This window comes from Isoptericola halotolerans (assembly GCF_013149785.1).
Taxonomy (GTDB): domain Bacteria; phylum Actinomycetota; class Actinomycetes; order Actinomycetales; family Cellulomonadaceae; genus Isoptericola; species Isoptericola halotolerans.
In genome coordinates this window covers 157,938-181,578 of sequence record NZ_JABEZU010000003.1, presented here as the reverse complement: position 1 = coordinate 181,578, position 23,641 = coordinate 157,938, and the positions used below count along the sequence as shown (strand labels likewise).

At 72.5% G+C, this 23,641-nt stretch carries 24 protein-coding genes; 7 read left to right on the top strand and 17 right to left on the bottom strand.

Annotation, left to right across the window (positions count from 1 at the left end; translation table 11 throughout):
• From aroB to aspS, 13 genes are all read right to left on the bottom strand, one after another.
• Positions 1-1,143, bottom strand: a complete 1,143-nt coding sequence (aroB, locus tag HDG69_RS12805; RefSeq protein WP_171784213.1) for a 3-dehydroquinate synthase — start codon at positions 1,141-1,143, stop codon at positions 1-3.
• A complete protein-coding gene (locus HDG69_RS12800) occupies positions 1,140-1,667 on the bottom strand; it encodes a shikimate kinase (protein WP_171784212.1) in 528 nt (175 codons plus the stop codon). The genes aroB and HDG69_RS12800 overlap by 4 nt, the downstream gene beginning before the upstream one ends.
• Positions 1,664-2,881 carry a chorismate synthase gene (aroC, locus tag HDG69_RS12795; protein ID WP_171784211.1) on the bottom strand — a complete coding sequence of 406 codons (1,218 nt, stop codon included), beginning with the start codon at positions 2,879-2,881 and terminating at the stop codon, positions 1,664-1,666. The genes HDG69_RS12800 and aroC overlap by 4 nt, the downstream gene beginning before the upstream one ends.
• Before the next feature lie 81 nt (positions 2,882-2,962).
• Positions 2,963-3,844 (bottom strand): shikimate dehydrogenase, encoded by an 882-nt coding sequence (locus HDG69_RS12790; protein WP_171784210.1) that lies wholly within the window; start codon positions 3,842-3,844, stop codon positions 2,963-2,965.
• Positions 3,841-5,004 carry an endolytic transglycosylase MltG gene (gene mltG, locus HDG69_RS12785; RefSeq protein ID WP_171784209.1) on the bottom strand — a complete coding sequence of 388 codons (1,164 nt, stop codon included), beginning with the start codon at positions 5,002-5,004 and terminating at the stop codon, positions 3,841-3,843. Before mltG ends, HDG69_RS12790 begins: the two co-directional genes overlap by 4 nt.
• A 45-nt stretch (positions 5,005-5,049) precedes the next feature.
• Positions 5,050-5,550 (bottom strand): Holliday junction resolvase RuvX, encoded by a 501-nt coding sequence (gene ruvX / locus HDG69_RS12780; RefSeq protein ID WP_171784208.1) that lies wholly within the window; start codon positions 5,548-5,550, stop codon positions 5,050-5,052.
• Positions 5,543-8,239 carry an alanine--tRNA ligase gene (alaS, locus tag HDG69_RS12775; protein WP_171784207.1) on the bottom strand — a complete coding sequence of 899 codons (2,697 nt, stop codon included), beginning with the start codon at positions 8,237-8,239 and terminating at the stop codon, positions 5,543-5,545. The genes ruvX and alaS overlap by 8 nt, the downstream gene beginning before the upstream one ends.
• An 82-nt stretch (positions 8,240-8,321) precedes the next feature.
• On the bottom strand, positions 8,322-8,708 hold the full coding sequence (locus HDG69_RS12770; RefSeq protein ID WP_343036428.1) for a hypothetical protein: 387 nt from the start codon (positions 8,706-8,708) through the stop codon (positions 8,322-8,324).
• Complete coding sequence (locus HDG69_RS12765; RefSeq protein WP_171784206.1) at positions 8,705-9,088, bottom strand: DUF948 domain-containing protein; 384 nt, start codon at positions 9,086-9,088, stop codon at positions 8,705-8,707. The genes HDG69_RS12770 and HDG69_RS12765 overlap by 4 nt, the downstream gene beginning before the upstream one ends.
• A gap of 97 nt (positions 9,089-9,185) precedes the next feature.
• The gene (gene rpsD / locus HDG69_RS12760) at positions 9,186-9,812 is read right to left on the bottom strand and encodes a 30S ribosomal protein S4 (protein WP_171784205.1); all 627 of its coding nucleotides are present in this window, start codon (positions 9,810-9,812) and stop codon (positions 9,186-9,188) included.
• 153 nt (positions 9,813-9,965) lie between these two features.
• The gene (locus HDG69_RS12755) at positions 9,966-10,352 is read right to left on the bottom strand and encodes a hypothetical protein (RefSeq protein ID WP_171784204.1); all 387 of its coding nucleotides are present in this window, start codon (positions 10,350-10,352) and stop codon (positions 9,966-9,968) included.
• A 134-nt stretch (positions 10,353-10,486) separates the two neighbouring features.
• A complete protein-coding gene (locus tag HDG69_RS12750; protein ID WP_171784203.1) occupies positions 10,487-11,899 on the bottom strand; it encodes a replication-associated recombination protein A in 1,413 nt (470 codons plus the stop codon).
• Between the two features lie 130 nt (positions 11,900-12,029).
• Complete coding sequence (aspS, locus tag HDG69_RS12745; protein ID WP_171784202.1) at positions 12,030-13,817, bottom strand: aspartate--tRNA ligase; 1,788 nt, start codon at positions 13,815-13,817, stop codon at positions 12,030-12,032.
• A gap of 122 nt (positions 13,818-13,939) precedes the next feature.
• Here aspS and HDG69_RS12740 point away from each other — a divergent pair, with 122 nt between their 5' ends.
• Together HDG69_RS12740 and HDG69_RS12735 are read left to right on the top strand one after the other, a co-directional pair.
• Positions 13,940-14,413 (top strand): PPOX class F420-dependent oxidoreductase, encoded by a 474-nt coding sequence (locus HDG69_RS12740; RefSeq protein WP_171784201.1) that lies wholly within the window; start codon positions 13,940-13,942, stop codon positions 14,411-14,413.
• A 54-nt stretch (positions 14,414-14,467) separates the two neighbouring features.
• Entirely contained in the window at positions 14,468-14,827 is a 360-nt protein-coding gene (locus HDG69_RS12735) for a DoxX family protein (RefSeq protein ID WP_171784200.1), read from the top strand.
• Between the two features lie 90 nt (positions 14,828-14,917).
• Here HDG69_RS12735 and HDG69_RS12730 read toward each other — a convergent pair whose 3' ends face one another.
• The gene (locus HDG69_RS12730) at positions 14,918-16,057 is read right to left on the bottom strand and encodes an Rv2578c family radical SAM protein (protein WP_171784199.1); all 1,140 of its coding nucleotides are present in this window, start codon (positions 16,055-16,057) and stop codon (positions 14,918-14,920) included.
• 160 nt (positions 16,058-16,217) lie between these two features.
• Here HDG69_RS12730 and HDG69_RS12725 point away from each other — a divergent pair, with 160 nt between their 5' ends.
• Positions 16,218-16,601 carry a VOC family protein gene (locus HDG69_RS12725; protein WP_171784198.1) on the top strand — a complete coding sequence of 128 codons (384 nt, stop codon included), beginning with the start codon at positions 16,218-16,220 and terminating at the stop codon, positions 16,599-16,601.
• A gap of 10 nt (positions 16,602-16,611) precedes the next feature.
• Here HDG69_RS12725 and hisS read toward each other — a convergent pair whose 3' ends face one another.
• Complete coding sequence (gene hisS / locus HDG69_RS12720) at positions 16,612-17,973, bottom strand: histidine--tRNA ligase (protein ID WP_171784197.1); 1,362 nt, start codon at positions 17,971-17,973, stop codon at positions 16,612-16,614.
• A gap of 48 nt (positions 17,974-18,021) precedes the next feature.
• Entirely contained in the window at positions 18,022-18,747 is a 726-nt protein-coding gene (locus HDG69_RS12715; protein WP_171784196.1) for an MBL fold metallo-hydrolase, read from the bottom strand.
• Positions 18,748-18,899: 152 nt separating this feature from the next.
• On the opposite strand from HDG69_RS12715, the gene HDG69_RS12710 reads away from it, so the two are divergent.
• From HDG69_RS12710 to ligD, 4 genes are all read left to right on the top strand, one after another.
• Entirely contained in the window at positions 18,900-19,700 is an 801-nt protein-coding gene (locus tag HDG69_RS12710; protein ID WP_171784195.1) for a peptidylprolyl isomerase, read from the top strand.
• Positions 19,697-21,208 carry a DUF349 domain-containing protein gene (locus HDG69_RS12705; RefSeq protein ID WP_171784194.1) on the top strand — a complete coding sequence of 504 codons (1,512 nt, stop codon included), beginning with the start codon at positions 19,697-19,699 and terminating at the stop codon, positions 21,206-21,208. Before HDG69_RS12710 ends, HDG69_RS12705 begins: the two co-directional genes overlap by 4 nt.
• 64 nt (positions 21,209-21,272) lie before the next feature.
• The gene (locus tag HDG69_RS12700) at positions 21,273-21,956 is read left to right on the top strand and encodes a hypothetical protein (RefSeq protein ID WP_171784193.1); all 684 of its coding nucleotides are present in this window, start codon (positions 21,273-21,275) and stop codon (positions 21,954-21,956) included.
• Positions 21,957-21,965: 9 nt separating this feature from the next.
• Positions 21,966-23,045 (top strand): non-homologous end-joining DNA ligase, encoded by a 1,080-nt coding sequence (ligD, locus tag HDG69_RS12695; RefSeq protein ID WP_171784192.1) that lies wholly within the window; start codon positions 21,966-21,968, stop codon positions 23,043-23,045.
• A gap of 18 nt (positions 23,046-23,063) precedes the next feature.
• On the opposite strand, the gene HDG69_RS12690 is transcribed toward ligD, so the two are convergent.
• A complete protein-coding gene (locus HDG69_RS12690; RefSeq protein ID WP_171784191.1) occupies positions 23,064-23,621 on the bottom strand; it encodes a dihydrofolate reductase family protein in 558 nt (185 codons plus the stop codon).
• Positions 23,622-23,641: the final 20 nt, after the last annotated feature.

Below are 23,641 nucleotides of genomic sequence, written 5' to 3'. Positions count from 1 at the left end.
TCAGGGGATGAGCTGGACCGGCACCCCGGGGCCTCCGGTGGGCGGCTCCTTCGAGATCTCGGCGTACGCGGCCGCCAGCAGCGTGGGGTCCGGCCCCTCGAGGCGCACCGGCTTGGCGACGTCGTCCAGGACGACGAACCGCAGCAGGTCCCCGCGAGCCTTCTTGTCCCGGCGCATCGCGGCCACCAGCTGGTCCCACCGGTCCCCGCGGTACGTCGTCGGCAGACCGAGCGCGGTGAGGATCTCCCGGTGCCGCGCCACGACGGCGTCGTCGAGCTTGCCGCCGAGCCGGCCGAGCTCGGCCGCGAAGACCATGCCGACGGCGACAGCGGCCCCGTGCCGCAGCTGGTAGCGCTCGACCAGCTCGATCGCGTGGCCCAGGGTGTGGCCGTAGTTGAGGATCTCGCGCAGCCCCTGCTCGGTGAGGTCCTCCCCCACCACCCGGGCCTTGACGCGCACCGAACGCTCGATGAGCTCGGTCAGCACCGCCCACGTCTCCTCGGTGGCGCCGGCGCCCGCCCACTCGCGCAGGGCGTCGGCGTGCTCCTCGGCGAGCTCGAGGATGCGCTCGTCGGCGATGAACCCGGTCTTGACGACCTCGGCCATCCCGGCCACCAGGTCCCATCGGTCGAGGGACTCCAGCGCGGCGAGGTCGCAGAGCACCCCGGCCGGCGGGTGGAAGGCGCCGACGAGGTTCTTGCCCTCGGCGGTGTTGATGCCGGTCTTGCCTCCGACGGCGGCATCCACCATCGCGAGCAACGTGGTCGGCACGTGCACGACCTTGATGCCGCGCAACCAGGTGGCCGCGACGAACCCGGCGAGGTCCGTCGTCGCGCCGCCGCCGACCGCCACGATCGCGTCCGAGCGGGTGAAGTCGGCCTGTCCCATCACCTGCCAGCAGAACGCCGCCACCTGGGCGGTCTTCTGCTCCTCGGCGTCGGGCAGCTCCGCGGCGAAGGCCTGGTACCCCTGGGCGACCAGGTCCTCGCGGACCGCCTCGCCCGTGGCCTCCAGCGACGCGGGGTGCATCACGAGCACCCGCCGCACGTCCGGGCCGAGCAGCCCCGGCAGCTCGCCGAGCAGATGGCGTCCCACGACGACGTCGTAGGGCTGGTCACCGTTCACGGTCACGCGGACGGTCATGGCTGTACCTCCTGCTGGATCTGGCCGGCGACCTGGGCTGCCGTGCGCCCGTCCGAGACGACGTGCACCGTCGCGAGCCGTTCGTAGGTGGGTCGGCGCGCCTCCATCAGCTCGGCCCAGCGGGCCCGCGGGTTGCCGACCAGCAGCGGGCGAGCCTGGTTGAAGCCGACGCGCGGTGCCGCGTGGGCCAGGGAGACGTCGAGGAAGACGACGACGCCGCCGCCGGCCGCGTAGGCCGCCAGCGCATTCTGGGTGTGGGCGTCGAGCACCGCGCCGCCCCCGAGGGCGAGCACCCCGCTGTGCGTCGCGAGCGCCGTCGTGACGGCCTCACGCTCCAGCTCACGGAAGCGCGGTTCGCCGTCGTCGACGAAGATGTCCGCCACCGTCTTGCCGGCCGCCTCCTCGACGTCGCTGTCGGTGTCGCGGAAGCCCGCCGACAGCTTCTTGGCGAGGATCGTCCCGACCGTCGTCTTGCCGCTGCCGGGCGGGCCGATGAGCACCACCCGCGGCTGCGCGTCGCTCATCGCAGCAGCTCGGGGATGGACGCCAGGTAGGCCTCGGCGTTGCGGCGCACCTCGGCCACCGAGTCGCCGCCGAACTTCTCCAGCGCGGCCTGCGCCAGCTCCAGGGCCACCATCGCCTCGGCGACGACGGCGGCGGGCGGCACCGCGCAGACGTCCGAGCGCTGGTGGTGGGCCGTCACGGCCTCGCCGGTCGCGACGTCCACCGTGGCCAGGGCACGCGGCACCGTCGAGATCGGCTTCATCGCGGCGGAGACCCGGACGACCTCACCGTTGGACATGCCGCCCTCGATGCCACCGGCACGGTTGGAACGCCGCCGGATCCGCCCCTCGCCGTCCCGCTCGATCTCGTCGTGCGCGGCCGAGCCGCGGCGCTGCGCGGTGCGGAACCCGTCGCCGACGGCCACGCCCTTGATCGCCTGGATGCCCATGAGGGTGGCCGCCAGGCGCGCGTCGAGCCGCCGGTCGGAGTGCGCGTACGTGCCGAGCCCGGTGGGCACGCCGTAGGCGAGCACCTCGACCACACCGCCCAGGGTGTCCCCGTCCTTGCGACAGGCGTCGATCTCGGCGACCATCGCCTCGCTCGTGGCGGCGTCGAAGCAGCGCACCGGGTCCGCGTCCAGCGCGGCGACGTCGTCGGGGGTGGGCAGGTCGGCGTCCTCGGGGACCTCCACCGGACCGATCGAGGTCACGTGGCTGACGAGCCGGACACCGAGCGCCTGCTCGAGGAACTTCGCGGCGGCGACCCCCAGCGCGACGCGGGTGGCCGTCTCGCGCGCGCTGGCGCGCTCGAGGACGGGCCGCGCGTCGTCGAACCCGTACTTGCGCATCCCCACCAGGTCGGCGTGGCCGGGGCGAGGCCGGGTGAGCGGACGGTTGCGCGCGATCTCGCGCTCGTCGCCCGTGCCGGCGTCGACCTTCAGCGCCTCTGGCGGCACCGGGTCCGCCGACATGACGTCGACCCACTTGGGCCACTCGGTGTTGCCCACCTCGATCGCCAGCGGGCCGCCCTGCGTCACACCGTGACGCAGACCGCCCAGGACGCGCACGGTGTCCTGCTCGAACTTCATCCGTGCGCCGCGGCCGTAGCCGAGGCGGCGGCGGGCCAGGGCGTCCTGGATGTCGGACGTGACGAGCTCCACCCCGGCGGGCAGACCTTCCATCACCCCGACCAGGGCCTGACCGTGCGACTCTCCCGAGGTCAACCAGCGCAGCATGGTGGCGATTCTTTCACGCTCGTCCCGACCCACGGGACGCCCGATCGGATGCCGGACGTCGCGGCGGGCCCCCGGTCGCGGTCAGACGACCTCGGCGGCCAGGACGCCCTGCAGGGCGGCGTCCATCGCCGCTACCGGGCCGGGGCGGCCGGTCATGAGCCGGACCTGCTCGACGGCCTGGTGCAGGAGCATGCGCTCACCGCCGACGACGGTCCCGCCGTTCGTCGCCCACGCCCGGGACAGCGCGGTGGGTCGCGGGTCGTAGACCACGTCGAGCAGCACGCCGCCCGGCCGGTCACCCTGCTGCTGCAGGGCGTGGGCCACCGGGTCGGCGGCGTGGGCGGGCATCGTCGACACCACGGCGTCCGCGCGAGCGAGGACCCGCGAGGCCGCGGCGGGCTCGAGCACCTCGAAGCGGGGCGTGACGCCCATGCGCGCGGCGGCTTCCTGCAGCCCGGTGGTCCGCGCGAGGCTGCGCACGAGCACCAGCGGGCTTGTGCGGCCGAGCTCGCCGAGCGCCGCGAGGGCGGAGGCCGCGGTCGCTCCCCCGCCCAGGACGACGGCGTCCTGCACCGGTGCCCGCCGAGTGCCGTGACGCTCCGCCAGTCCTTCGCGGATCGCCTCGACGAGACCGTAGACGTCGGTGTTGGTGCCGGTCAGTGTCACCCCGCACTGCGCGGGGGCCACCAGGACGGTGTTCACCGCTCCGACGGCCTGTGCCAGCGGGTCGACGTGGTCGACCAGCTCCATCACGGCATGCTTGAGCGGCATCGTCACGCTCAGCCCGGCCCAGCCCAGGTCGAGTCCCCGGACGAGACCCGGGAGCTGCTCGACCGTGGTGTCGACAGCCGTGTACTCCCAGCCGTCCAGGCCCAGCGCGTCGTAGGCCGCCGTGTGCAGCACCGGTGACAGCGAGTGGCCGACAGGGTGGCCGAGGACGGCGGCGCGCCGTGTCGCGGTCATCGGTGGCCGTTCTCCCTCTGCCAGGCCCGCAGCTCCGCCTGGTTGACGAGGTGCGCTTCGTGCGACTCCTCGAACTTGGTCTCCCCCGTGTCGAGGTTCACGGTGCACCAGAACTTCCAGGGCCCGTCTGCGGGGTTCACCACGGCCTCGATGGAGGCCGCACCCGGGTTCGCGATCGGGCCCGGCGGGAGACCCGCGTGTGCATAGGTCGAGTACTCGTTGCTCGCATCGTTGTTGTCCGCGTGCGTCAGCTCGGTGCCGGACTTCTCGATGCCGTAGGCCGTCGTGGCATCGATCTGCAGAGCCATGTCGGTCGCCAACCGGTTCTCGATCGCCCGCGCCATCTTTGGGCGGTCCTCGTCGTGCTTGGCCTCGCGCTCGACCAGCGAGGCCTTGATGAGCACGTCCTGCCGGTCGGCGTTGTCCACCCCGGCAGCGTTCAGCTCGGCCTTGGTCTGACCGACCATCGTGGACAGCAGGTCGACGACCGTGTCGTCCGGCTGCACGGAGTAGGTCTTGGGGAACAACCAGCCCTCGGCGTTGCCACCGGCGGACTTGGGCAGGCCGATGGACTCGGGGTCAGCGAGGGCCTCCTCGACGTCCTCGCGCGAGAACTCGGTCACGGAGGCGATCCGGTCGATGACCTGCTCGACGACGTACCCCTCGGGGATCGTGACCCTCGTCTCGATCTTCTCGTTCGTCAGGAGGGACTCGATCGCCTCCGCAGCGCTCATCTGCGTGTAGAGCTCGTACGTGCCCGGCTGGATGCTCGCGGCCGCCGGCGAGCTCTCGAACGCCTGGGTGAACGCTCCCACGCTCGCCACGACGTCGGCCTCGGCGAGCACGGTGCCCATCATCGTGCCCGTGGCACCGGCGGGGATCACCACCTGCACGGGGTCCACGCCCGGACCGGAGTAGTCCTCGGAGGCGCTGTTGAACCCGAACGACAGGTCGAGGCCACCCAGCGCGCTGCTCATCCGGTCCCAGAAGACGTAGGCGCCGCCACCGAGCAGGCCCAGCACGAGCACGAGCACGATCGCCGTGCGCTGCTGCCGCCGACGTCGACGCTTGCGTGCCGCGCGCTTGCTCGCCGCGGAGCGGCCCCGCGACGGAAGAGGCGCAGGGCGTTCCGCCGTCGATGGCTCGAAGAGGTCCGTCACGCCGAGATCATCCTTCGGGTCGGTCGTCCAGTGGTCATCAGGCCGTCACGGCTCGACGTGCTCGCCGGCACGACCGGCCGTCGCACGCTCCACGTCGAGTGCGTGTTGCAGAATGATAACGGCTGCTGCCTGATCAATCACGGGTCTATGCTGGGAGGTTTTCCTACCGGCCGCGCGCAGCTGCGCGTGAGCCGCCACCGTCGTCATTCTCTCATCCACCAGATGCACCGGGACAGGCGCGATCTCGCGGGCGAGGCGGGTCGCGAACCCCCGGGCGTCCGCCGTCGCCGCCCCCTCGTGGCCCGACAGGTGGCGCGGCAGGCCGACGTAGACCACCGCCGCGAACCTCTCGACCACCTCAGCCGCGATGCGCGCGACGTCGGCGGTGACGGCCGGGTCGCCCTCCGCCGTCGTCGGCACGGCCGATACGCGGGCCACCGTCTCGACCGGCGTGGCGACCAGGCCGTCCGGGTCCGACCCGGCCAGCCCGATCCGCGCCTTGCCGACGTCCACGCCGAGCCGGGCCCCCCGCGGCAGGTCAGGCACCGGCGACCTCGCCGACCGCCGCCCGCACGCCCTCGAGGGCTGCGGGGACCGCGGACGCGTCCTGGCCGCCACCCTGCGCGAGATCCGGCTTGCCGCCACCGCCGCCACCCAGCGTCTTCGCCGCGGCCTTGACGAAGTCACCGGCGCGCAGGCCGGCGTCGCGGGCCCCGGCGTTGGTGGCGACCACCACGAGCGGGCGGTCGTTCGCCACCCCCGCCACCGCCACGACGGCGGGAGCAGAGTCGCCCAGCCGGCCGCGCACGTCCAGGGCGAGCGCCCGCAGGTCGTCCGCCCCACCGACCGTCCCGGCGTCGTGCGCGACGACGCGGACGTCGCCCACACGCGGCGCGTCGGCCGCGAGCGTCCCGGCCGCGGCCAGGAGCTGCCCCTGCCGCAGGGAAGCCAGCTCCTTCTCCGTCTCCTTCAGGCGCGTCATCAGGGATCCGACACGCTCCGTCAGCTCGTCCGGACGCGCGTTCAGCAGGCCCGTCAGCTGGCCGACCAGGGCGTGCTCCGTGGCGTGGAACCCGTACGCACCGTCACCCACCAGGGCGTCGACCCGGCGCACGCCGGAACCGATCGACGACTCGCCCAGCAGCGCCACCCGGCCGAGCTCGCCGGTCGCCCGGACGTGCGTGCCACCGCACAGCTCACGCGACCAGTCACCGCCGATCGAGACCACCCGGACGTTGTCGCCGTACTTCTCGCCGAACAGCGCCATCGCACCGAGCTCGCGGGCGGCGGACAGCGACATCGTGGCGTCCGTCACCTCGAGGTTCTCGGTGAGGCGGGTGTTGACCCGCTCCTCGATCTCGCTCAGGGCCGACGCCGGCACGGCGGCCGGGGACCGGAAGTCGAAGCGGATCCTGCTCGGGGCGTTCTCCGAACCGGCCTGCGTGCGGTCCGGGCCGACCAGCTCGTGCAGCGCCTTGTGGATCATGTGCGTGGCCGAGTGGGCGCGGCTGATCGCCACGCGCCGCCCCGTGTCGATCGTCGCCGTGCCCGGGTCCCCCAGAGTCACGGTGCCCTCGACGAGCCGCCCCCGGTGCACGGACAGCCCGGCGACCGGGCGCTGGACGTCGTCCACCTCGACGATGGCACCGCTGTCGAGCGCGATCGTGCCCTGGTCGGCGAGCTGACCGCCGGCCTCGGCGTAGAACGGCGTGCGGTCGAGCACGACCTCCACGTCGGCCGGGGCCGTGGCCGTGGGCTGCGGGACACCGTCCACCAGCAGGCCCTCGACCTGCACCGCGGCCTGCCGGTCGGTGTACCCCAGGAACTCCACCGGGGACGTGAGCGCCTTCTGGAGCGACTCGTAGGCACGCAGGTCGGCGTGACCCGTCTTCTTCGCCAGCGCGTCCGCACGGGCCCGCTGCTTCTGCTCGGCCATGAGGGACCGGAACGCCTTCTCGTCGACCTGGACGCCCTGCTCGGCAGCCATCTCGAGCGTCAGGTCGATCGGGAAGCCGTAGGTGTCGTGCAGGCGGAACGCCTCGTCACCGCCGAGGACCGCCGGCCCGCCGTCGGACGTCTTCTTCGCGCGCGAGACCGCGGTGTCCAGGATCGTGGTGCCCGAGGTCAGGGTGCGACGGAAGGCGTCCTCCTCGCCGTAGGCGACCTGGCTGATCCGGCCGAAGTCGGCCTCGAGCTCCGGGTACGAGGCCTTCATCGCGTCCTTGGACACGGGCAGCAGCGCGGGCAGCGCCTCGTCCTCGACGCCGAGCAGCCGCACCGAGCGCACGGCACGCCGGATGAGTCGGCGCAGCACGTAGCCCCGGCCCTCGTTCGACGGGCTGACGCCGTCGCCGATGACCATGAGCGCCGAGCGGACGTGGTCGGCCACGACGCGCATGCGCACGTCGTCCTCACCGTCCGCGCCGTACCGCTTGCCGGACATCTCCTCCACCGTCGCGATGACGGGGTAGACCTCGTCGATCTCGTAGAGGTTCTCCTTGCCCTGCAGCAGGTACGCGATCCGCTCCAGGCCGGCACCGGTGTCGATGCTCTTGTGCTCGAGCTCGCCCAGCAGCGGGTAGTCCTTGCCCTGCCCCTCACCACGGACGAACTGGTCGAACACGAGGTTCCAGATCTCGAGGTACCGGTCCCCGCCCGGGTCCACCGTGCCGCCCTCGGCCTCCGGCCCGTAGGCCGGGCCGCGGTCGTAGTGCCACTCGGCGCAGGGGCCCGCCGGGCCGGGCTGCCCGGTGTCCCAGAAGTTCTCCTCGCGCGGCAGCCGCACGATGTGCTTCGGGTCGAGCCCGACGCCCTGGGTCAGCGCGTCGTAGGCCTCGTCGTCCTTCTCCCAGATCGTCACCCACAGGCGGTCCCCGTCGAGACCGTAGCCGCCGGCCGCCTGGTCGGAGGTGAGCAGGTCCCAGGCGAAGTCGACGGCCTCGCGCTTGAAGTAGTCGCCGAAGGAGAAGTTGCCGTTCATCTGGAAGAACGTGCCGTGCCGCGTCGTGCGGCCCACGTTCTCGATGTCGTTCGTGCGGATGCACTTCTGCACGCTGGCGGCACGGGGCCACGGCGCCTTCTCGGTACCGAGGATGTACGGGATGAAGGGCACCATGCCCGCGATCGTGAACAGGATCGTGGGGTCCGGCGAGACCAGGGGGACGCTCGGCACGATCGTGTGCCCCTTGGACTCGAAGTAGTCGAGCCAACGCTGACGGATCTCGGCGGTACGCATGGTGTCCTTCGTGACGTGATCGATGGTGCCCGACGGCGGTCGGGCAGACCTGCCCAGGATTATCCCCCGAGGCAGGTCCGGTTCAGAACGAGTACCCGAGCTCGTCCTCGTCGGCCCGGATCCGGGCCTCGGGGTCAGCGGTCGCGGCGGCGGCGGCCGACGACGAGGCGCCGCGGGCGGCGTGGCGGCCACGGTCCGCGCGGGCGGCACGCACCTCGTCGGGGTGCGGCTGGCCCTCCGCCAGCAGCGCGGCCACCAGCTCGGCCTCTCGCGCGTCCCGTGCCGCCGTGAACTCGCCACGGAACGAGGACAGGAACGTGCCGGTGCGGCGTGATGCCGTGCGCCCCAGCTCGGAAGCGCGCTCAGTGACGGCCTCGGGGGTGTAGCGGGCCACGACACGCCGACCCTGGCGGATCACCACCACGGTGATCGTCACGCCGACACCCACCCAGAACAGGCGGCGGATCACCGGGGGTCACCGCCGTCGTCGGCGGCCTGCTTGCGCCAGGACGCACCGAACGCCTGGCGCACCCCGTAGGAGAACGCCGCGACCTTGACCAGGGGACGACCCAGCGTGGAGGCGTAGAGACCGGTGAGTGCCGAGACGTTCTCGCTGACCTGGGCAGCGGACGTGGTGATCGTGTCGACCTTGACGAGCTGGTCGTTCGTGGAGGCCACGGTGGTGGCCGCCTCGTCCAGGATCGGCACGGAGTGCTCGGTCAGCTCACGGATGGACCGGGTCGTCTCGTCGAAAGCCCTGCCGAGCTTGACCAGCGGCACGGCGAGAAAGCCGACGAGCAGCACGAACGCGAAGGCGGCGACCAGGCCCGCCACGTCCCCAACGGACATCTGTCATCTCCTCGATCGGGTGCTCGGCCACCCTATACGCCGGACGCCCCGCTCCCTGAGAGGGGCGGGGCGTCCGGTGTGCCGTCGTGCAGCAGGGTCAGCGGGCGTAGTACTCGACGACCAGCTGGACCTCGCAGGTGACAGGGACCTCGGCGCGCTTCGGGGCGCGCGTGAGGGTGGCCGACAGCTTCTCCAGGCTGACGTCCAGGTAGCCCGGGAGCTCCGGCAGGACGTCACGGTGGGCGCCGGCGGCGGCGACCTGGAACGGCGTCGTGGTCTGCGACTTGGGCTTGACCTGGAGCGTCTGACCCGGCTTCACGCGGAAGGAGGGGCGGTCCACGATCTTGCCGTCGACGAGGATGTGACGGTGCGTGACCGCCTGGCGAGCCTGCAGGATCGTGCGGGCGAAGCCGCTGCGCAGCACGAGCGCGTCCAGGCGGGTCTCGAGGTCCTCGACCATGACCTCACCGGTCAGGCCGGGGTGCTTGCGGGCGTCCTCGTAGACCTTGAGGAGCTGCTTCTCGCGCAGCGCGTACTGGGCGCGCAGACGCTGCTTCTCGCGCAGACGCACCGCGTAGTCCGACTCGGTGCGACGACGGGCGCGGCCGTGCTCACCCGGGGGGTAAGGGCGCTTCTCGAAGTGCTTGACGGCCTTGGGCGTCAGCGGGATGCCGAGCTTACGGCTGAGGCGCACCTGGCGGCGCGACTTGGTGACAGCAGTCACGGTTGCTTCCTGTCCTGTCGTGGGATGGTGAGGTCACACCCGAGGCACACCGGCCACGAGGGCCGAGGGTGTCGGGTGCGGGACCAGCCGACGGAGCGAGATGCTCGCGGGGCCGAGGTCCCAGGCGGTCGCCTCGAGGGCAACCGGACCATCTTAACGCATCTGCGCTCGTGCCGTTCGCGCATGCCACGCCAGGAGCTGCGTGGCCACCACGCGCAGCGTGTCGTCGGCGACGGAGCGTGCCGGCAGCAGCACGCTCGCGGCAGCCTGGGCACCGGAGTCCAGCGATCGCAGAGCGCGCCCGGCAAGGGCGGCCAGATGGTGCGCTCCCACCGCTCGCGAGGACTGGCGGAGGGTCGACAGCGTCGTCCGGGCAGCGGGCTCGTCGCCCGCCGCCAGCGCGTAGCCGACCGCCGTCAGGCGTTCCTCCAGATGCTCGCTCCAGGCGAGCACGAACCGTTCCACGGCCTCGCGGTCGCCGTCGAGCTCCTCCTCGAGCGACGCCCAGGCTCGCGCCAGGTCGGTGCCGGCGGTGGTCATCGGCTGCGGGATGCACTCGTGCGGAGGCTCATGGTCCGATCGTGGGACGCTCGGCGCGAGAGTTGCTCCGGACCGTGGCAAGGCTGCCTCAGGATTCCGTCAGGACACTGCCAGGGGGTCGCGGACCACGGTGCTCAGGCCGGGCCCGACCCGGCGAGCAGAGCGCGGACGCGCTCCAGCCGTTCGGCGACCTGCCGCTCGTACCCACGGTCCGTCGGCTCGTAGTAGCGGCGCCCGACGAGCTCGTCCGGGAGGTACTGCTGGGCCGCCACGCCGTGCGGCTGGTCGTGGGAGTAGACGTAGCCCTTGCCGTGTCCCACCTTCTCGGCACCTGCGTAGTGCGCGTCGCGCAGGTGGGCGGGCACGACGCCGGCACGACCGGACCGCACGTCCTCGAGCGCGGCGCCGATCCCGGCGTACGCACGGTTCGACTTCGGTGCCGTCGCCAGGTGGACCACGGCCTCGGCCAGCACGATCCGACCCTCGGGCATGCCGATGAGCTGGACCGCCTGCGCCGCGGCCACGGCGGTCTGCAGGGCGGAGGGATCGGCCATGCCGACGTCCTCCGCCGCGGAGATCACCAGACGTCGAGCGATGAACCGCGGGTCCTCGCCCGCGGCGATCATCCGGGCCAGGTAGTGCAGGGCGGCGTCCACGTCCGACCCACGGATCGACTTGATGAACGCGGAGATCACGTCGTAGTGCTGGTCACCGTCCCGGTCGTACCGCACCGCGGCGACGTCGACGGCACGCTCGACGGCCTCCAGGTCGACCGTCACCAGCGCGCCCGGGCCCGCAGCCCCCGCTTCCCCGCCGTCCCGTGCGTCGCTCAGCACCGCCCCTGCTGCCGCTTCCAGGACGGTCAACGCCTTGCGGGCGTCCCCACCGGCAATGCGCACGAGCTGGTCCTCGGCGTCGTCCCCGAGCACGACCGCTCCTGCGAGCCCCCGCTCGTCGGCGACGGCACGTCGCACCAGGGCCCGGACGTCCTCGGACGTGAGCGGCTTCAGCGTGAGCAGCAGCGAGCGGCTCAGCAACGGGGAGTTGACGGAGAACGACGGGTTCTCCGTGGTCGCCGCCACGAGGGTGACCCAGCGGTTCTCGACGCTGGGCAGCAGCGCGTCCTGCTGCGCCTTGGAGAACCGGTGGACCTCGTCGATGAAGAGGACCGTCTCCTCGCCCCCCGTGGCCAGACGACGGCGAGCGTCCTCGATGACCTGCCGGACGTCCTTGACGCCCGCCGTCACGGCGGAGAGCTCCACGAAGCGGCGACCGGAGCCGGTGGCGACGAGGTAGGCCAGCGTCGTCTTGCCCACGCCGGGCGGACCCCAGAGGATCACCGACCCGGGCGCGGCCCGGGTCGCCGACCCGTCGGACGGGCCGACGAGCCGACGCAGCGGCGAGCCGGGGACCAGCAGGTGCTCCTGACCCGCGACCTCGTCGAGGGTCGCCGGACGCATGCGCACGGCCAAGGGAGCGCCCGATCCGGACCGCGTGGTCACCGGCGTGCCGTGCTTGCCGGTCACCGCGGCGTCGAACAGATCCATGCGGCCAGCCTACGGAGAGATACCGACACGCCCCGCCCGGCGTCGAACATGCCGTGGCGGCCCGTCAGCTTCGACTGACGGGCCGCCACGGCATGTTCGGCGGTCGCCAGGGCATGTTCGGCCGTGGTGCTCAGGCCTGGTCCGCGTCCTCGTCCGCCACGGTGTCCACACCGGCCTCCTTGCGCTGCTCGGCCGAGATCGGCGCGGGAGCATGCGTCAGCGGGTCGTAGCCGCCGCCCGACTTCGGGAAGGCGATCACGTCGCGGATCGACGGCGAGCCCGTCAGCAGCGCCACGATGCGGTCCCAGCCGAAGGCGATGCCGCCGTGCGGCGGAGCCCCGAACTTGAACGCGTCGAGCAGGAACCCGAACTTCTCCTGCGCCTCGTCCGGGCCGATGCCCATGACGTCGAAGACTCGCTCCTGCACGTCGCGGCGGTGGATACGGATCGAGCCACCACCGATCTCGTTGCCGTTGCAGACGATGTCGTAGGCGTACGCCAGCGCGTTGCCCGGGTCCGACTCGAAACGGTCGAGCCACTCCGGGTGCGGCGAGGTGAAGGCATGGTGCACGGCCGTCCAGGCAGACGTGCCCAGGGCCACGTCACCCTCCTCGGCGGCCTCGCCGGCAGACTTGAACAGGGGGGCGTCGACGACCCACACGAACGACCAGGCGTCGGCGTCGATCATGCCGGTCCGCTCGGCGATCTCCACCCGCGCGGCGCCGAGCAGGGCCCGCGACTCCGACGTCTTGCCCGCGGCGAAGAACACCGCGTCGCCCGGCTCTGCCCCGGTCGCGGCGGCGAGACCGTCGCGCTCGGCGTCCGACAGGTTCTTGGCGACCGGGCCACCGAGCGTGCCGTCGGCGGCGAACGTCACGTACGCGAGGCCGCGAGCGCCGCGCTGCTTGGCCCACTCCTGCCAGGCGTCGAACTGGCGACGCGGCTGCGAGGCACCGCCAGGCATGACGACGGCACCGACGTACTCGTTCTGAAACACCCGGAACGGGGTGTCCTTGAAGTAGTCCGTGAGCTCGACCAGCGGGTTGGCGAAGCGCAGGTCGGGCTTGTCGGTGCCGTACAGGCGCATGGCGTCGGCGTAGGTGATCCGCTCGATCGGGCGGGGCACCTCGACGTCGACGAGCGACCAGATCTCGGCGAGCAGGTCCTCGGTGAGCGCGATGACATCGTCCTGCTCGACGAAGCTCATCTCGACGTCGAGCTGGGTGAACTCGGGCTGACGGTCGGCCCGGAAGTCCTCGTCGCGGTAGCAGCGAGCGATCTGGTAGTAGCGCTCCAGGCCGCCGACCATGAGCAGCTGCTTGAACAGCTGGGGCGACTGCGGCAGGGCGTACCACGAGCCGGGCGCCAGACGGGCCGGGACGAGGAAGTCACGAGCACCCTCCGGCGTCGAGCGAGTCAGCGTCGGGGTCTCGACCTCGACGAAGTCACGGGCGTCGAGCACCCGTCGGGCCGCCGAGCTGACCTTGGCCCGAAGCCGCAGGGCGTGCGCCTGCGCGGGCCGACGCATGTCGAGGTAGCGGTGCTTGAGGCGCGCCTCCTCGCCGATGACCTCCGTGTCCGCGAGCGCCGTGGACACCTGGAAGGGCAGCGCCTCGGAGGTGTTCAGCACGACGACGTCGGTGGCGATGACCTCGACCTCCCCGGTGGCGAGGTTGGGGTTGGCGTTGCCGTCGGGACGGCGGGAGACCTCGCCGCTGACCTGCAGCACGAACTCCGAGCGCAGCGGGTGCGCGGTGTCCTCGTCACGGATGACGACCTGCGCGATGCCGGAGGCGTCGCGCAGGTCGATGAAGGCCACTCCCCCGTGATCCCGGCGGCGATCGACCCAGCCCGTGAGGGTGACGGTCTGGCCGATGTGCTCGGCCCGCAGTGAGCCGGCCGTGTGGGTGCGGAGCACGAAGGGGTCCTTTCGAACGAGATGGTTGCGTCCGCCGGAGCCTCACGGCGTCCGGCGTGGGGCGCGCGCGACGCCCGTGCCATCCTACTGGGGCACCGCACCGCCACCGCGAGGAGAACACCATGGCCCGCCAGATCGCGACCAGCACGACCGTGTCTCGCGAGGAGCTCGTCGAGTTCCTGCGGTCACGCCGCAACGGGGTGCTCGTGACGACCCGTGGCGACGGTCGCCCCCAGCTCAGCCCGGTCACCTACGGGATCGACGAGGCCGGACGCGTCGTGGTCTCGACCTACCCGGAACGCGCGAAGGCGGCGAACCTGCGCCGGCGACCGCAGGCGTCGTTCATGTCCCAGGGCGAGGACTTCGGCGACGCGTGGGTGCAGGTGGACGGCACGGCCGAGGTCCTCGACCTGCCGGAGTCGGTCGAGCCGCTGGTCGAGTACTACCGCGCCGCGGCCGGCCAGGATCACCCCGACTGGGACGAGTACCGCGCCGCGATGGTCGCGCAGGGCAAGTCGGTGGTGCGGATCACCATCGAGCGGTGGGGCCCGATCGCGACCGGCGGCTTCCCGGCTCGGTTGGGCGCCGACGGCTGACGTCCTCGACACCACCCGGTTCACGGCCGTCGTCCTGTGTCGTAGCCTCGAGTCATGCGGTCGATCCCCGATCCGACCTGGCCGGTGCTGGTGCTGGCTCTGGTCACGGCCGTCGACGCCGTCCTCTGCATCAAGCCCGTGCCCTTCATCGCGCAGTGCTTCCGCGACGTGAACTTCCCCGAGCGGTGGTGGTGGGTCACCCCGTGGGTCAAGGCCGCGGCGGCACTCGGGTTGGTCGCCGGCCTCGGGATCCCGGTGCTCGGCGCCGTCACGTCGGCCTCTCTGGTGGCCTACTTCGTCGTGGCCATGACCTTCCATGTCCGGGCCCGCGACCTGGGGCGGAACTTCTTCGTCAACGCGACCGGGATGCTGGCCCTCTGCCTGTTCGTCCTGTGGTTCTCGTTCGTCCGGTGACCCCTCCGGACGTCCGGGGCGGTCGGGTCATGGCCCACGCCGGGAGCCCACGGTCACCGGGACGGATCCATGCGAGACGTACCAGCGGCCTCAGAAGAGTGCCTGGTCTGTCTGGGCACCGGCAACCTCGACACCCCCACCGTGCCGCGGCATGCCCGCCACGGCCCCTCCGGCGGAGCTCTCGACCATGGAGCCGACCGGGTAGTCGCCCTCGCCGTGCGGACGGAGCTCGCCACGCCGGCCGGTGGCGCCGGACCCTGACCTGTGCCCGGACCGTCCGAACCCGTGCTCGTCGAGCAGGGGTCGCACCCGCTCCCACAACCACTCGCGGTAGGCCTTCAGGGCGTAGGTCCCGCCCGCGAAGACGCGGTCGTACCCGGCCACGAGGTGCGGGTGGTCCTGCTGGAGCCACTGGAGGTACCACTCGCGCGTGCCCGGCTTGAGGTGCAGCGGGACCACCGTGACCCCTGTCGCACCGGCCTCACCGACGGCGTCCAGCAGTCGTCTCAGGTGGTCGGTGGAGTCGGTGAGCCACGGCAGGACGGGCGCCACCATCACACCGCAGGGCAGACCGGCGTCGCGCACCGCCCGGACGAGGTCGAGCCGCGCACGGGGCGTCGGTGTGCCCGGTTCGACCTGCTGCTGCAGCTTCTCGTCGACGAACGCCAAGGACACCCCGAGGCCCACCTCGACGCGTTCGGCGGCCTCGGCGATGAGGGGCAGGTCGCGTCGCAGCAGCGTGCCCTTGGTGAGGATCGAGAACGGGGTGCCCGAGTCCGCGAGCGCGGTGATGATGCCCGGCATCAACCGGTAGCGTCCCTCGGCACGCTGGTACGGGTCGGTGTTGGTCCCCAGGGCGACGGCCTCGCGCCGCCAGGACGGCCTCGCCAGCTCGGCGCGCAGCACGTCGTCGACGTTCGTCTTGACCACGACCTCCGAGTCGAAGTCCTTGCCGGCGTCCAGGTCGAGGTACTCGTGCGTCGGACGGGCGAAACAGTAGCGGCAGGCATGGCTGCAGCCCCGGTACGGGTTGACCGTCCAGCCGAACGGCATGCGGGACGCGGCCGGCACCTTGGACAGCGCGCTCTTCGCCAGCACCTCGTGGAACGTGATCCCGGCGAACTCCGGCGTGCGCACCGTGCGTACCAGGCCTGCGCGGGCCAGGCCGGTCCGGTCGAGCCCGGGCAGTGCCCCGTCGTCCGCGGTGATCGACTGCGCGTCCCATCTCATGGCTCATTCGAACACATGTTCGCACCGGAGTTCAACCGAGGGCCGGGTGCGACGAGACGGGGTGCTGCCAGGACACGCAGGTGTCACCGCTCAGTTCTTCCGGTGACGTCGGTCCACCCTTTGCACGCCGGAGACCGGCCCCGCCACGAAGGAGACCACCATGCTCACCGTCCACCGCGCGTTCAGCGGATTCTCCGTCGACGACCTCGACGCCGCCGAGAACTTCTACCGGGACGTCCTCGGGCTCACCGTCCGCCGCAACCCCATGGGGCTGGAGCTCGACGTGACGGGCGGTTCGGCGGTGTTCGTCTACCCCAAGGGCGACGCGCACGAGCCGGCATCGTTCACCGTCCTCAACCTGGAGGTGCCCGACGTCGCCGCAGCGGCCGCCGACCTCGCCGAGCGAGGTGCGGAGCTGCTGCGCTACCCCGGCTTCCCGCACGACGACGACGGGATCGTCCGGAGCACGGACCCGGCCGAGGGTCCCACGATCGCCTGGTTCGCCGACCCGGCCGGCAACGTGCTCTCGCTCCTCGAGGCCTGACGGCCGCGGGTCAGACGGCGGGCACGACCCTCGGGTGCAGGTCCTCGGCCGGAGGTGCCCACACAGCGGGGTCGGCGGCCACCTGGTCACCCGTGCGGATGTCCTTGACCTGGTGCTCCTCGCCGGGGAACCACACGAACGGGATGCCACGCCGGTCGGCGAACTTGATCTGCTTGCCGAACTTCGCCGCCGTCGGCGCGACGTCCGCCGGGATGCCGCGGGCACGCAGCGCGGCAGCCACGGCGTCGGACGTCGCGCGGGACTCCTCGTCCGAGACCGCCACGAGCACGGACGTCGGGACACCACGCGTGGCCGCCAGCAGGCCGGCGGACAGCAACCGCGAGACCAGCCGCGAGACGCCGACCGACAGCCCGACGCCCGGGTAGGTGTTCTTGCCGTCCGAGGCGAGGGTGTCGTACCGGCCACCCGAGCAGATCGAACCGAGGTCCTCGTGGCCGACCAGCACCGTCTCGTAGACCGAGCCGGTGTAGTAGTCGAGGCCGCGGGCGATCTTCAGGTCCGCCACGACGACGCCCGGCGCGCGGGCCGCCGCTGCCTCGATCAGCGCGGCGAGCTCGCCCAGGCCCTCGTCGAGCAGCTCGGTGCCGGCGCCGTGCTCGTCGGCGAGCGCCCGGACGCGTGAGACCACGGTGGCGTCGCTGCCGCTGATGGCCGCCAGGTCGAGGCAGGCCCCGGCCTGCTGCGCCGTCGCACCCTGCTCGGACACCAGCAGTGCGGCGACCTGCTCGGCGCCGATCTTGTCCAGCTTGTCGATCTGCCGCAGCACGCCCTCGACGTCCTCGATACCCAGCCCCCGGTAGAAGCCCTCGGCGACCTTGCGGTTGTTGACCAGCACGCGCACCGCGGGCACGCCCACGTCACGCAGGGCCCCGAGCGCCTCGGCCATGACCAGCGGCAGCTCGACCTCGTAGTGGTACGGCAGCTCGCCGGCACCCACGACGTCGATGTCCGCCTGGGTGAACTCCCGGAACCGGCCGTCCTGGGGCCGCTCGCCCCGCCAGACCTTCTGGATCTGGTAGCGCTTGAAGGGGAACGCCAGCCGACCGGCGTTCTCGAGCACGTAGCGCGCGAACGGGACGGTCAGGTCGAAGTGCAGGCCGAGCTGCTTCTCGGACCGCGGCGCCGTGGCGTCCTCCTCGTCCTCGGCCTGGAGGCGGTGGAGCACGTAGACCTCCTTGGAGGTCTCGCCCTTGCGCAGCAGCTGGTCCAGCGGCTCGACCGCCCGGGTCTCGATCCCGGCGAACCCGTGCAGCTCGAACGTCCGGCGCAGGACGTCCAGCACGTGCTGCTCGACGACGCGACCGTCGGGGAGCCATTCGGGGAACCCGGAGAGGGGGGTGATGCGAGCCATGCGCCGATCTTCCCAGATCCGCGCCGGTGCTGCGGACGCGTCCGTCGGTCAGCCGCCGAGGAAGGGGTTGGTCGCCAGCTCGTGGCCCACCGTCGTCGTCGGGCCGTGCCCCGGGACGACGCCGAGCGCCGGGTCCAGGCTCGCGACCACCCCGCGCAGCGTGGCGAGCATCGCGTCGACGTCGGCTCCCGGCAGGTCCGTGCGCCCGACGCCCCCGGCGAACAGCACGTCGCCACTGAGGACGACGCCGCGCCGCGCACCGCCGTCGACGAGGAAGAGCGTCGAGCCCTCCGTGTGCCCGGGCGCGTGCAGCGCACGCAGGTGCACGTCGCCGGCGACCACCTGCGGCGCAGTGCCGTCGAACGGCTCGATCCACGCAGGCGCCCGGTAGTCGCGCGGTGTGCACCCGAAGTCGGTCAGCGCCTGGGTCAGCGCCTCGCTCACCGCGGCCACCGGCCCCTCGTCGCTGCCGAGCCCGATCGTGCCGAAGGGATCGGCGACCCGGTAGGCGTCGGCCTCGTGCAGCCTCAACGGCACACCGAACGTCTCGCACACGGCCGCAGCGTCCCACGTGTGGTCGACGTGGCCGTGGGTGGCGAGCACCGCCTGGGGGACGAGGTCGTGCTCCTCGACGAGGCGCAGCACGCCGCCGACGGTGCCCGCGCCCGCGTCGACCACCACGCAGTCACGCCGCCCGTCCGGCCGCTCGGCGTCGGCGGTGACGACACAGCAGTTCGTCCCGAACACCGGTGCAACGACCACGCGCACGTCCATGACGCCACCGTAGCGGTCTGGTCCAGCGTCGTCCGAGCGCCCCGCCCGAGGCCGCGGCCAGCGCTCTCGGGCGGTTGAGGGGCGCCGCGCGCCCTAGACTGTCGCACGCGCACGATCCCGTGCGAGCACGGACGAAGAGGGGACGAACGACGGTGGCGCCCAGCAAGCGCGAGCGCGAGTACGCCCGCAAGCGGCAGGCGAAGTGGGACGAACGGCAGCGCCTCAAGCGAGAACGCCGACGTCGCGTCGCCGTGATCGTGGCGATCCTCGCCGTCTTCGCCCTGGTCGCCGGTGGTGCGGTGGTCCTCGCCGGGCTGCCCACGTCGTCCACGGCGTCCCCCGACGCCGCGGGCTCGGAGCCGCCCACGTCGTCCGACGGGTGCAGCCCGGTCTCGACGGACCCGCGCGAGGGTGGCGAGCTGCCCGACCCGTCGGTCGCCGAGGACCGCACGTGGACGGTGTCGATCGACCTGTGCGTCGACGGCACGACCGAGGTGATCGACCTCGAGCTCGACGGGCAGGAGGCGCCCCAGGCGGTCGCCAGCTTCGTCTCCCTCGCACAGCAGGGCTACTTCGACGCCACCGCGTGCCACCGTCTGGTGACCGAGGGCATCCACGTCCTGCAGTGCGGCGACCCGACGGCCAGCGGCACCGGCGGACCCGGCTACTCCTACGGCCCCGTCGAGAACGCACCGGCCGCGGACACCTACCCGGCCGGCACGCTGGCGATGGCACGCCGCGGCGGCGACGGCGCCTCGATGGGTTCACAGTTCTTCCTCGTCTACGAGGATTCCACCATCCCGTCCGACGCCGCAGGCGGGTACACGGTGTTCGGCACCGTGACGTCCGGTCTGGACACCGTCCAGGCAGTCGCTGACGCGGGCACGACCGACGGGGCCGCTGACGGCTCCCCGGCCAGCCCCGTCATCATCGAAGGAGTTGAGACCCAGTGAGCGAGAGCATCCCCGGCTCGAACGGCCCCGACCACGTCGAGGGTCCCGCCGAGCAGGCGACGGCCGAGACTCCTCCCACCGAGGCTTCCGAGCAGGACGCCGCGTCGGCGAAGCCCGCGGCGCCGCGACCCGGCCCACCCAAGCCCGGTGCGCCCAAGCCGTCCGCCCTGCGTCGGCCCCAGCCCGCCTCCTCCCCCGCGGCGGCCGCACCGCCCGCCCCGGTCGCCCCCGTCGTCCACGACGCGGCCGAGGAAGCGGCGGCCACAGGGTTCGGCCGGGTCGACGACGACGGCACGGTGTACGTGCGCGAGGCCACCGGCGAGCGCAGCGTCGGCCAGTACCCCGGGGTCTCCACCGAGGAGGCCCTGAGCCTCTACGTCCGGCGCTACCTCGACCTGGCGGCGAAGGTGACCCTGTTCGAGACGCGTCTGGACAGCGCGGACCTGTCGGTGCGCGAGATCGACCAGACCCTGTCCAAGCTCGCGGAGGAGACGGCCGAGCCCGCGGCCGTCGGCGACCTGGACGCGCTGCGCGGCCGGGTCGAGGCGCTGCGCGGTCGGGCCGCCGAGCGACGCAAGCAGCTCGAGGCGGAGCGCGCGGCGGCCAAGGACCGCGCGATCGAGGCCCGGACCGCCATCGTCGAGGCCGCCGAGAAGATCGCCGGCACGGAGCCGTCGAAGATGCAGTGGCGCCCGGCCGGCGAGGAGCTGCGTGCGCTGCTGGACTCGTGGAAGGACGCGCAACGGCACGGCCCGCGCATCGACCGCCCGACCGAAGAGGCGCTCTGGAAGCGGTTCAGCCACGCACGCACCGCGTTCGACCGCGAGCGTCGCCACTTCTTCGCCGAGCTCGAGCAGCGCAACACGGCGGCGAAGGCCACCAAGGAACGGCTCGTGGTCGAGGCGGAGTCGCTGCAGCACTCGACCGACTGGGGCGCGACGGCCGCCGCCTACCGCGACCTCATGGCCCAGTGGAAGGCCGCCGGACGGGCCAACCGCCGGGACGACGACGTCCTCTGGGGACGGTTCAGGGCTGCCCAGGACACCTTCTTCGGTGCCCGGGACGAGGCGAACGCCGCCATCGACGCCGAGTACGGGGAGAACCTCAAGGTCAAGGAACAGCTCCTCACCGAGGCCGAGGCGCTGCTGCCGGTCTCGGACCTGGCAGCGGCGAAGTCCGCGCTGCGCGACATCCAGGACCGGTGGGAGGAGGCCGGCAAGGTTCCTCGCGGCGACATCCAGCGGGTCGAGGGACGCCTGCGCGCCGTCGAGAGCGCCGTGCGCGAGGCCGAGGACGCCCGCTGGCGGCGCACCAACCCGGAGACCCAGGCCCGTGCCGAGGGTGCCGCCGCCCAGCTCGAGGACGCCATCGCCTCGCTCGAGACGGACCTCGCGGCGGCCCAGGAAGCGGGTGACCGCCGCACGGCCGAGGAGCTGGAGGCCGCGATCACCGCACGCCGATCCTGGCTCGAGCAGGTCGTCCAGGCGGCAGAGGACTCCCGAGGCTGACGACGGCTGTGGACGACGACGTCGTCCACAGCCGGCCCGTGCCGGCCGACCGACGGTGGCTGTGGTGCGTTACGTTCGCACCGCAGCCACCGTCGTCGTCCCGGAGGTTCTCGTGCCCGCCGCCCGCACCGACCCTGCCACCCGCTCCCTCGGCGACCTGCTCACCCCGGTACGAGCGACGCGCGTCGTCCTCGGGCCGTCCGATGTCGGAGGTCCCGTGGCATGGCAGACGCTGGTGCGTGACGGGGACGTGCAGCTGCTGCGCCCGGACGCCGCTTGTCCTGCCGGAACTGCCGTCGGGCCCGACGAGCGTGCCGGCCTGCTGGCCCGGCAGGTCCCGTCGGGCGCCGTCGTGACGGGGCGCACCGCGGCATGGGTGCACACCGGGTACGACGACGGCGGCGTCCTGCACCTCACCTACCGCGCCGGGCGGCATCAACCGGACCGACCACCCGGGTCCCGGTTGTGGCAGAGCCCGCTCCTGCGCGGCGACACCACCCTGTTGGACGGCGTGCCGGTCACGGTCCCGCACCGCACCGTCGTGGAGCTGGTGCTCCACGACCCCGACCCGGTGCCGGTCGTGCTCGACCTGGTCCACCGGGCGGGAGCCGACCTGCGGCGGGCGCGACGATCGCTGGAGCTGCGGACCCGCGCGGTCGGCAGACCTCGCGCACGTCGGTTGCTCGATGCCGCCGAGGCGTCCCTCGCGGACAGGTCAGGACCGGCGGCAGGGGCCGGCTCGGCGTAGCGTGGCGTCATGGCTCCCTCGAACGCGGTCGAGCTCGACGTCGGCGGCCGCACCGTGCGCATCTCCAGCCCTGACCGGGTCGTCTTCGCCGAGGCGGGACTGACCAAGCTCGACGTCGCGGAGTACTTCCTCGCCGTCGGCGACGGGATCCTCGGTGCGCTGCTGCACCGCCCGACCACCCTGGAGCGGTGGCCCAAGGGCTACTTCGAGGGCGCGGTGATGGCGACCCGGTCCGACAGCCATGGCGACGCGTTCTACCAGAAGCGCGTGCCCAAGGGCGCTCCGTCGTGGCTGGAGACCGCCCGGATCGCCTTCCCGAGCGGTCGCACCGCGGACGAGGTCGCCCCGCACGAGCTGGCCGTGGTCGCCTGGGCCGCGCAGATGGGCACGCTGACGTTCCACCCCTGGCCCGTCCGGCGCGACGACGTCGAGGCCGTCGACCAGCTGCGCATCGACCTCGACCCCCAGCCCGGCACGACGTTCGACGACGCGGCCGCGGTCGCGCCGCACCTGCGCGACCTGCTCGAGGAGCTCGACCTGGTCGGCTACCCGAAGACCTCGGGGGGCCGGGGAGTCCACGTCTTCGTCCCGTTGTCACCGCGGTGGTCGTTCACGCAGGCCCGGCGCGCCACCATCGCGATCGGCCGCGAGCTGGAGCGTCGGCTGCCCGAACAGGTCACCACACGGTGGTGGAAGGAGGAGCGGGGCGAGAAGATCTTCGTCGACTACAACCAGATGGCTCGCGACCGCACGATCGCCTCGGCGTACTCGATCCGGCCCAACCCCCGCGCCACCGTCTCGACCCCGCTGACGTGGGACGAGCTCGGCCAGGCCCGCCCCGACGACTTCACGGTGGCGACCGTGCCGGCACGGTTCGCGGAGGGCGGAGACCTGTTCGCACCGCTGCGCGCCGATCGCGACACGGCGACGGACTGCTCGCTGGACGCCGCGCTCGAGCTGGCCCGGCGCGACGAGACCGACCACGGCCTCGGCGACCTGCCGTACCCGCCCGAGTACCCCAAGATGCCGGGCGAGCCGAAGCGGGTGCAGCCGAGCCGCGCCAAGGGACGCGAGCAGTCCGGCGGCTGACCGCACCGGATCGGGCCCTCAGGCCCGGGGACGCCCGTACGACAGGTAGACCGCGCCGTCGCTGAACGCCCGGCTCTCCTTCAGCTCGAGCATCGCCTCCATCCCGTCCGGCAGGGCACGCCTGCCCGCGCCGACGACCCGTGGCAGGACGAAGACGTCGATCTCGTCGACCCGGCCGGACCGCAGCGCGTCGGCAGCGGTCGTGGGTCCGGAGACCTCGACGACGCCGTCGGTCTCCGCGACGATCCGGTCCAGGCGGTCCAGGGTCAACCTCGGCTCGACCGTGGTGCGCGGCGCGCCCACCGGCCCGAGCGTGTCCGAGCAGACGATCTTCTCCGTCCGGGCCCACAGCGCCGCGAACTCGTCCTCGACCTCCCGGCCCGGTGGCCAGTCGTCCCACACACGGAGCATCTCGTACATCTCTCGGCCCATCACGAACACGCTCACGTCACCCACCCGTTGGTTGATGAACGCGTGCCGGTCGTCGCTGGGCGCCGTCCACCCGATCTCTCCGTCACGATCGTTGACGTAACCGTCCAGCGAGCAGCTGATCATCCCGAATCTCACCGTTCCCATGCGCTACCGACCCTCGTGGC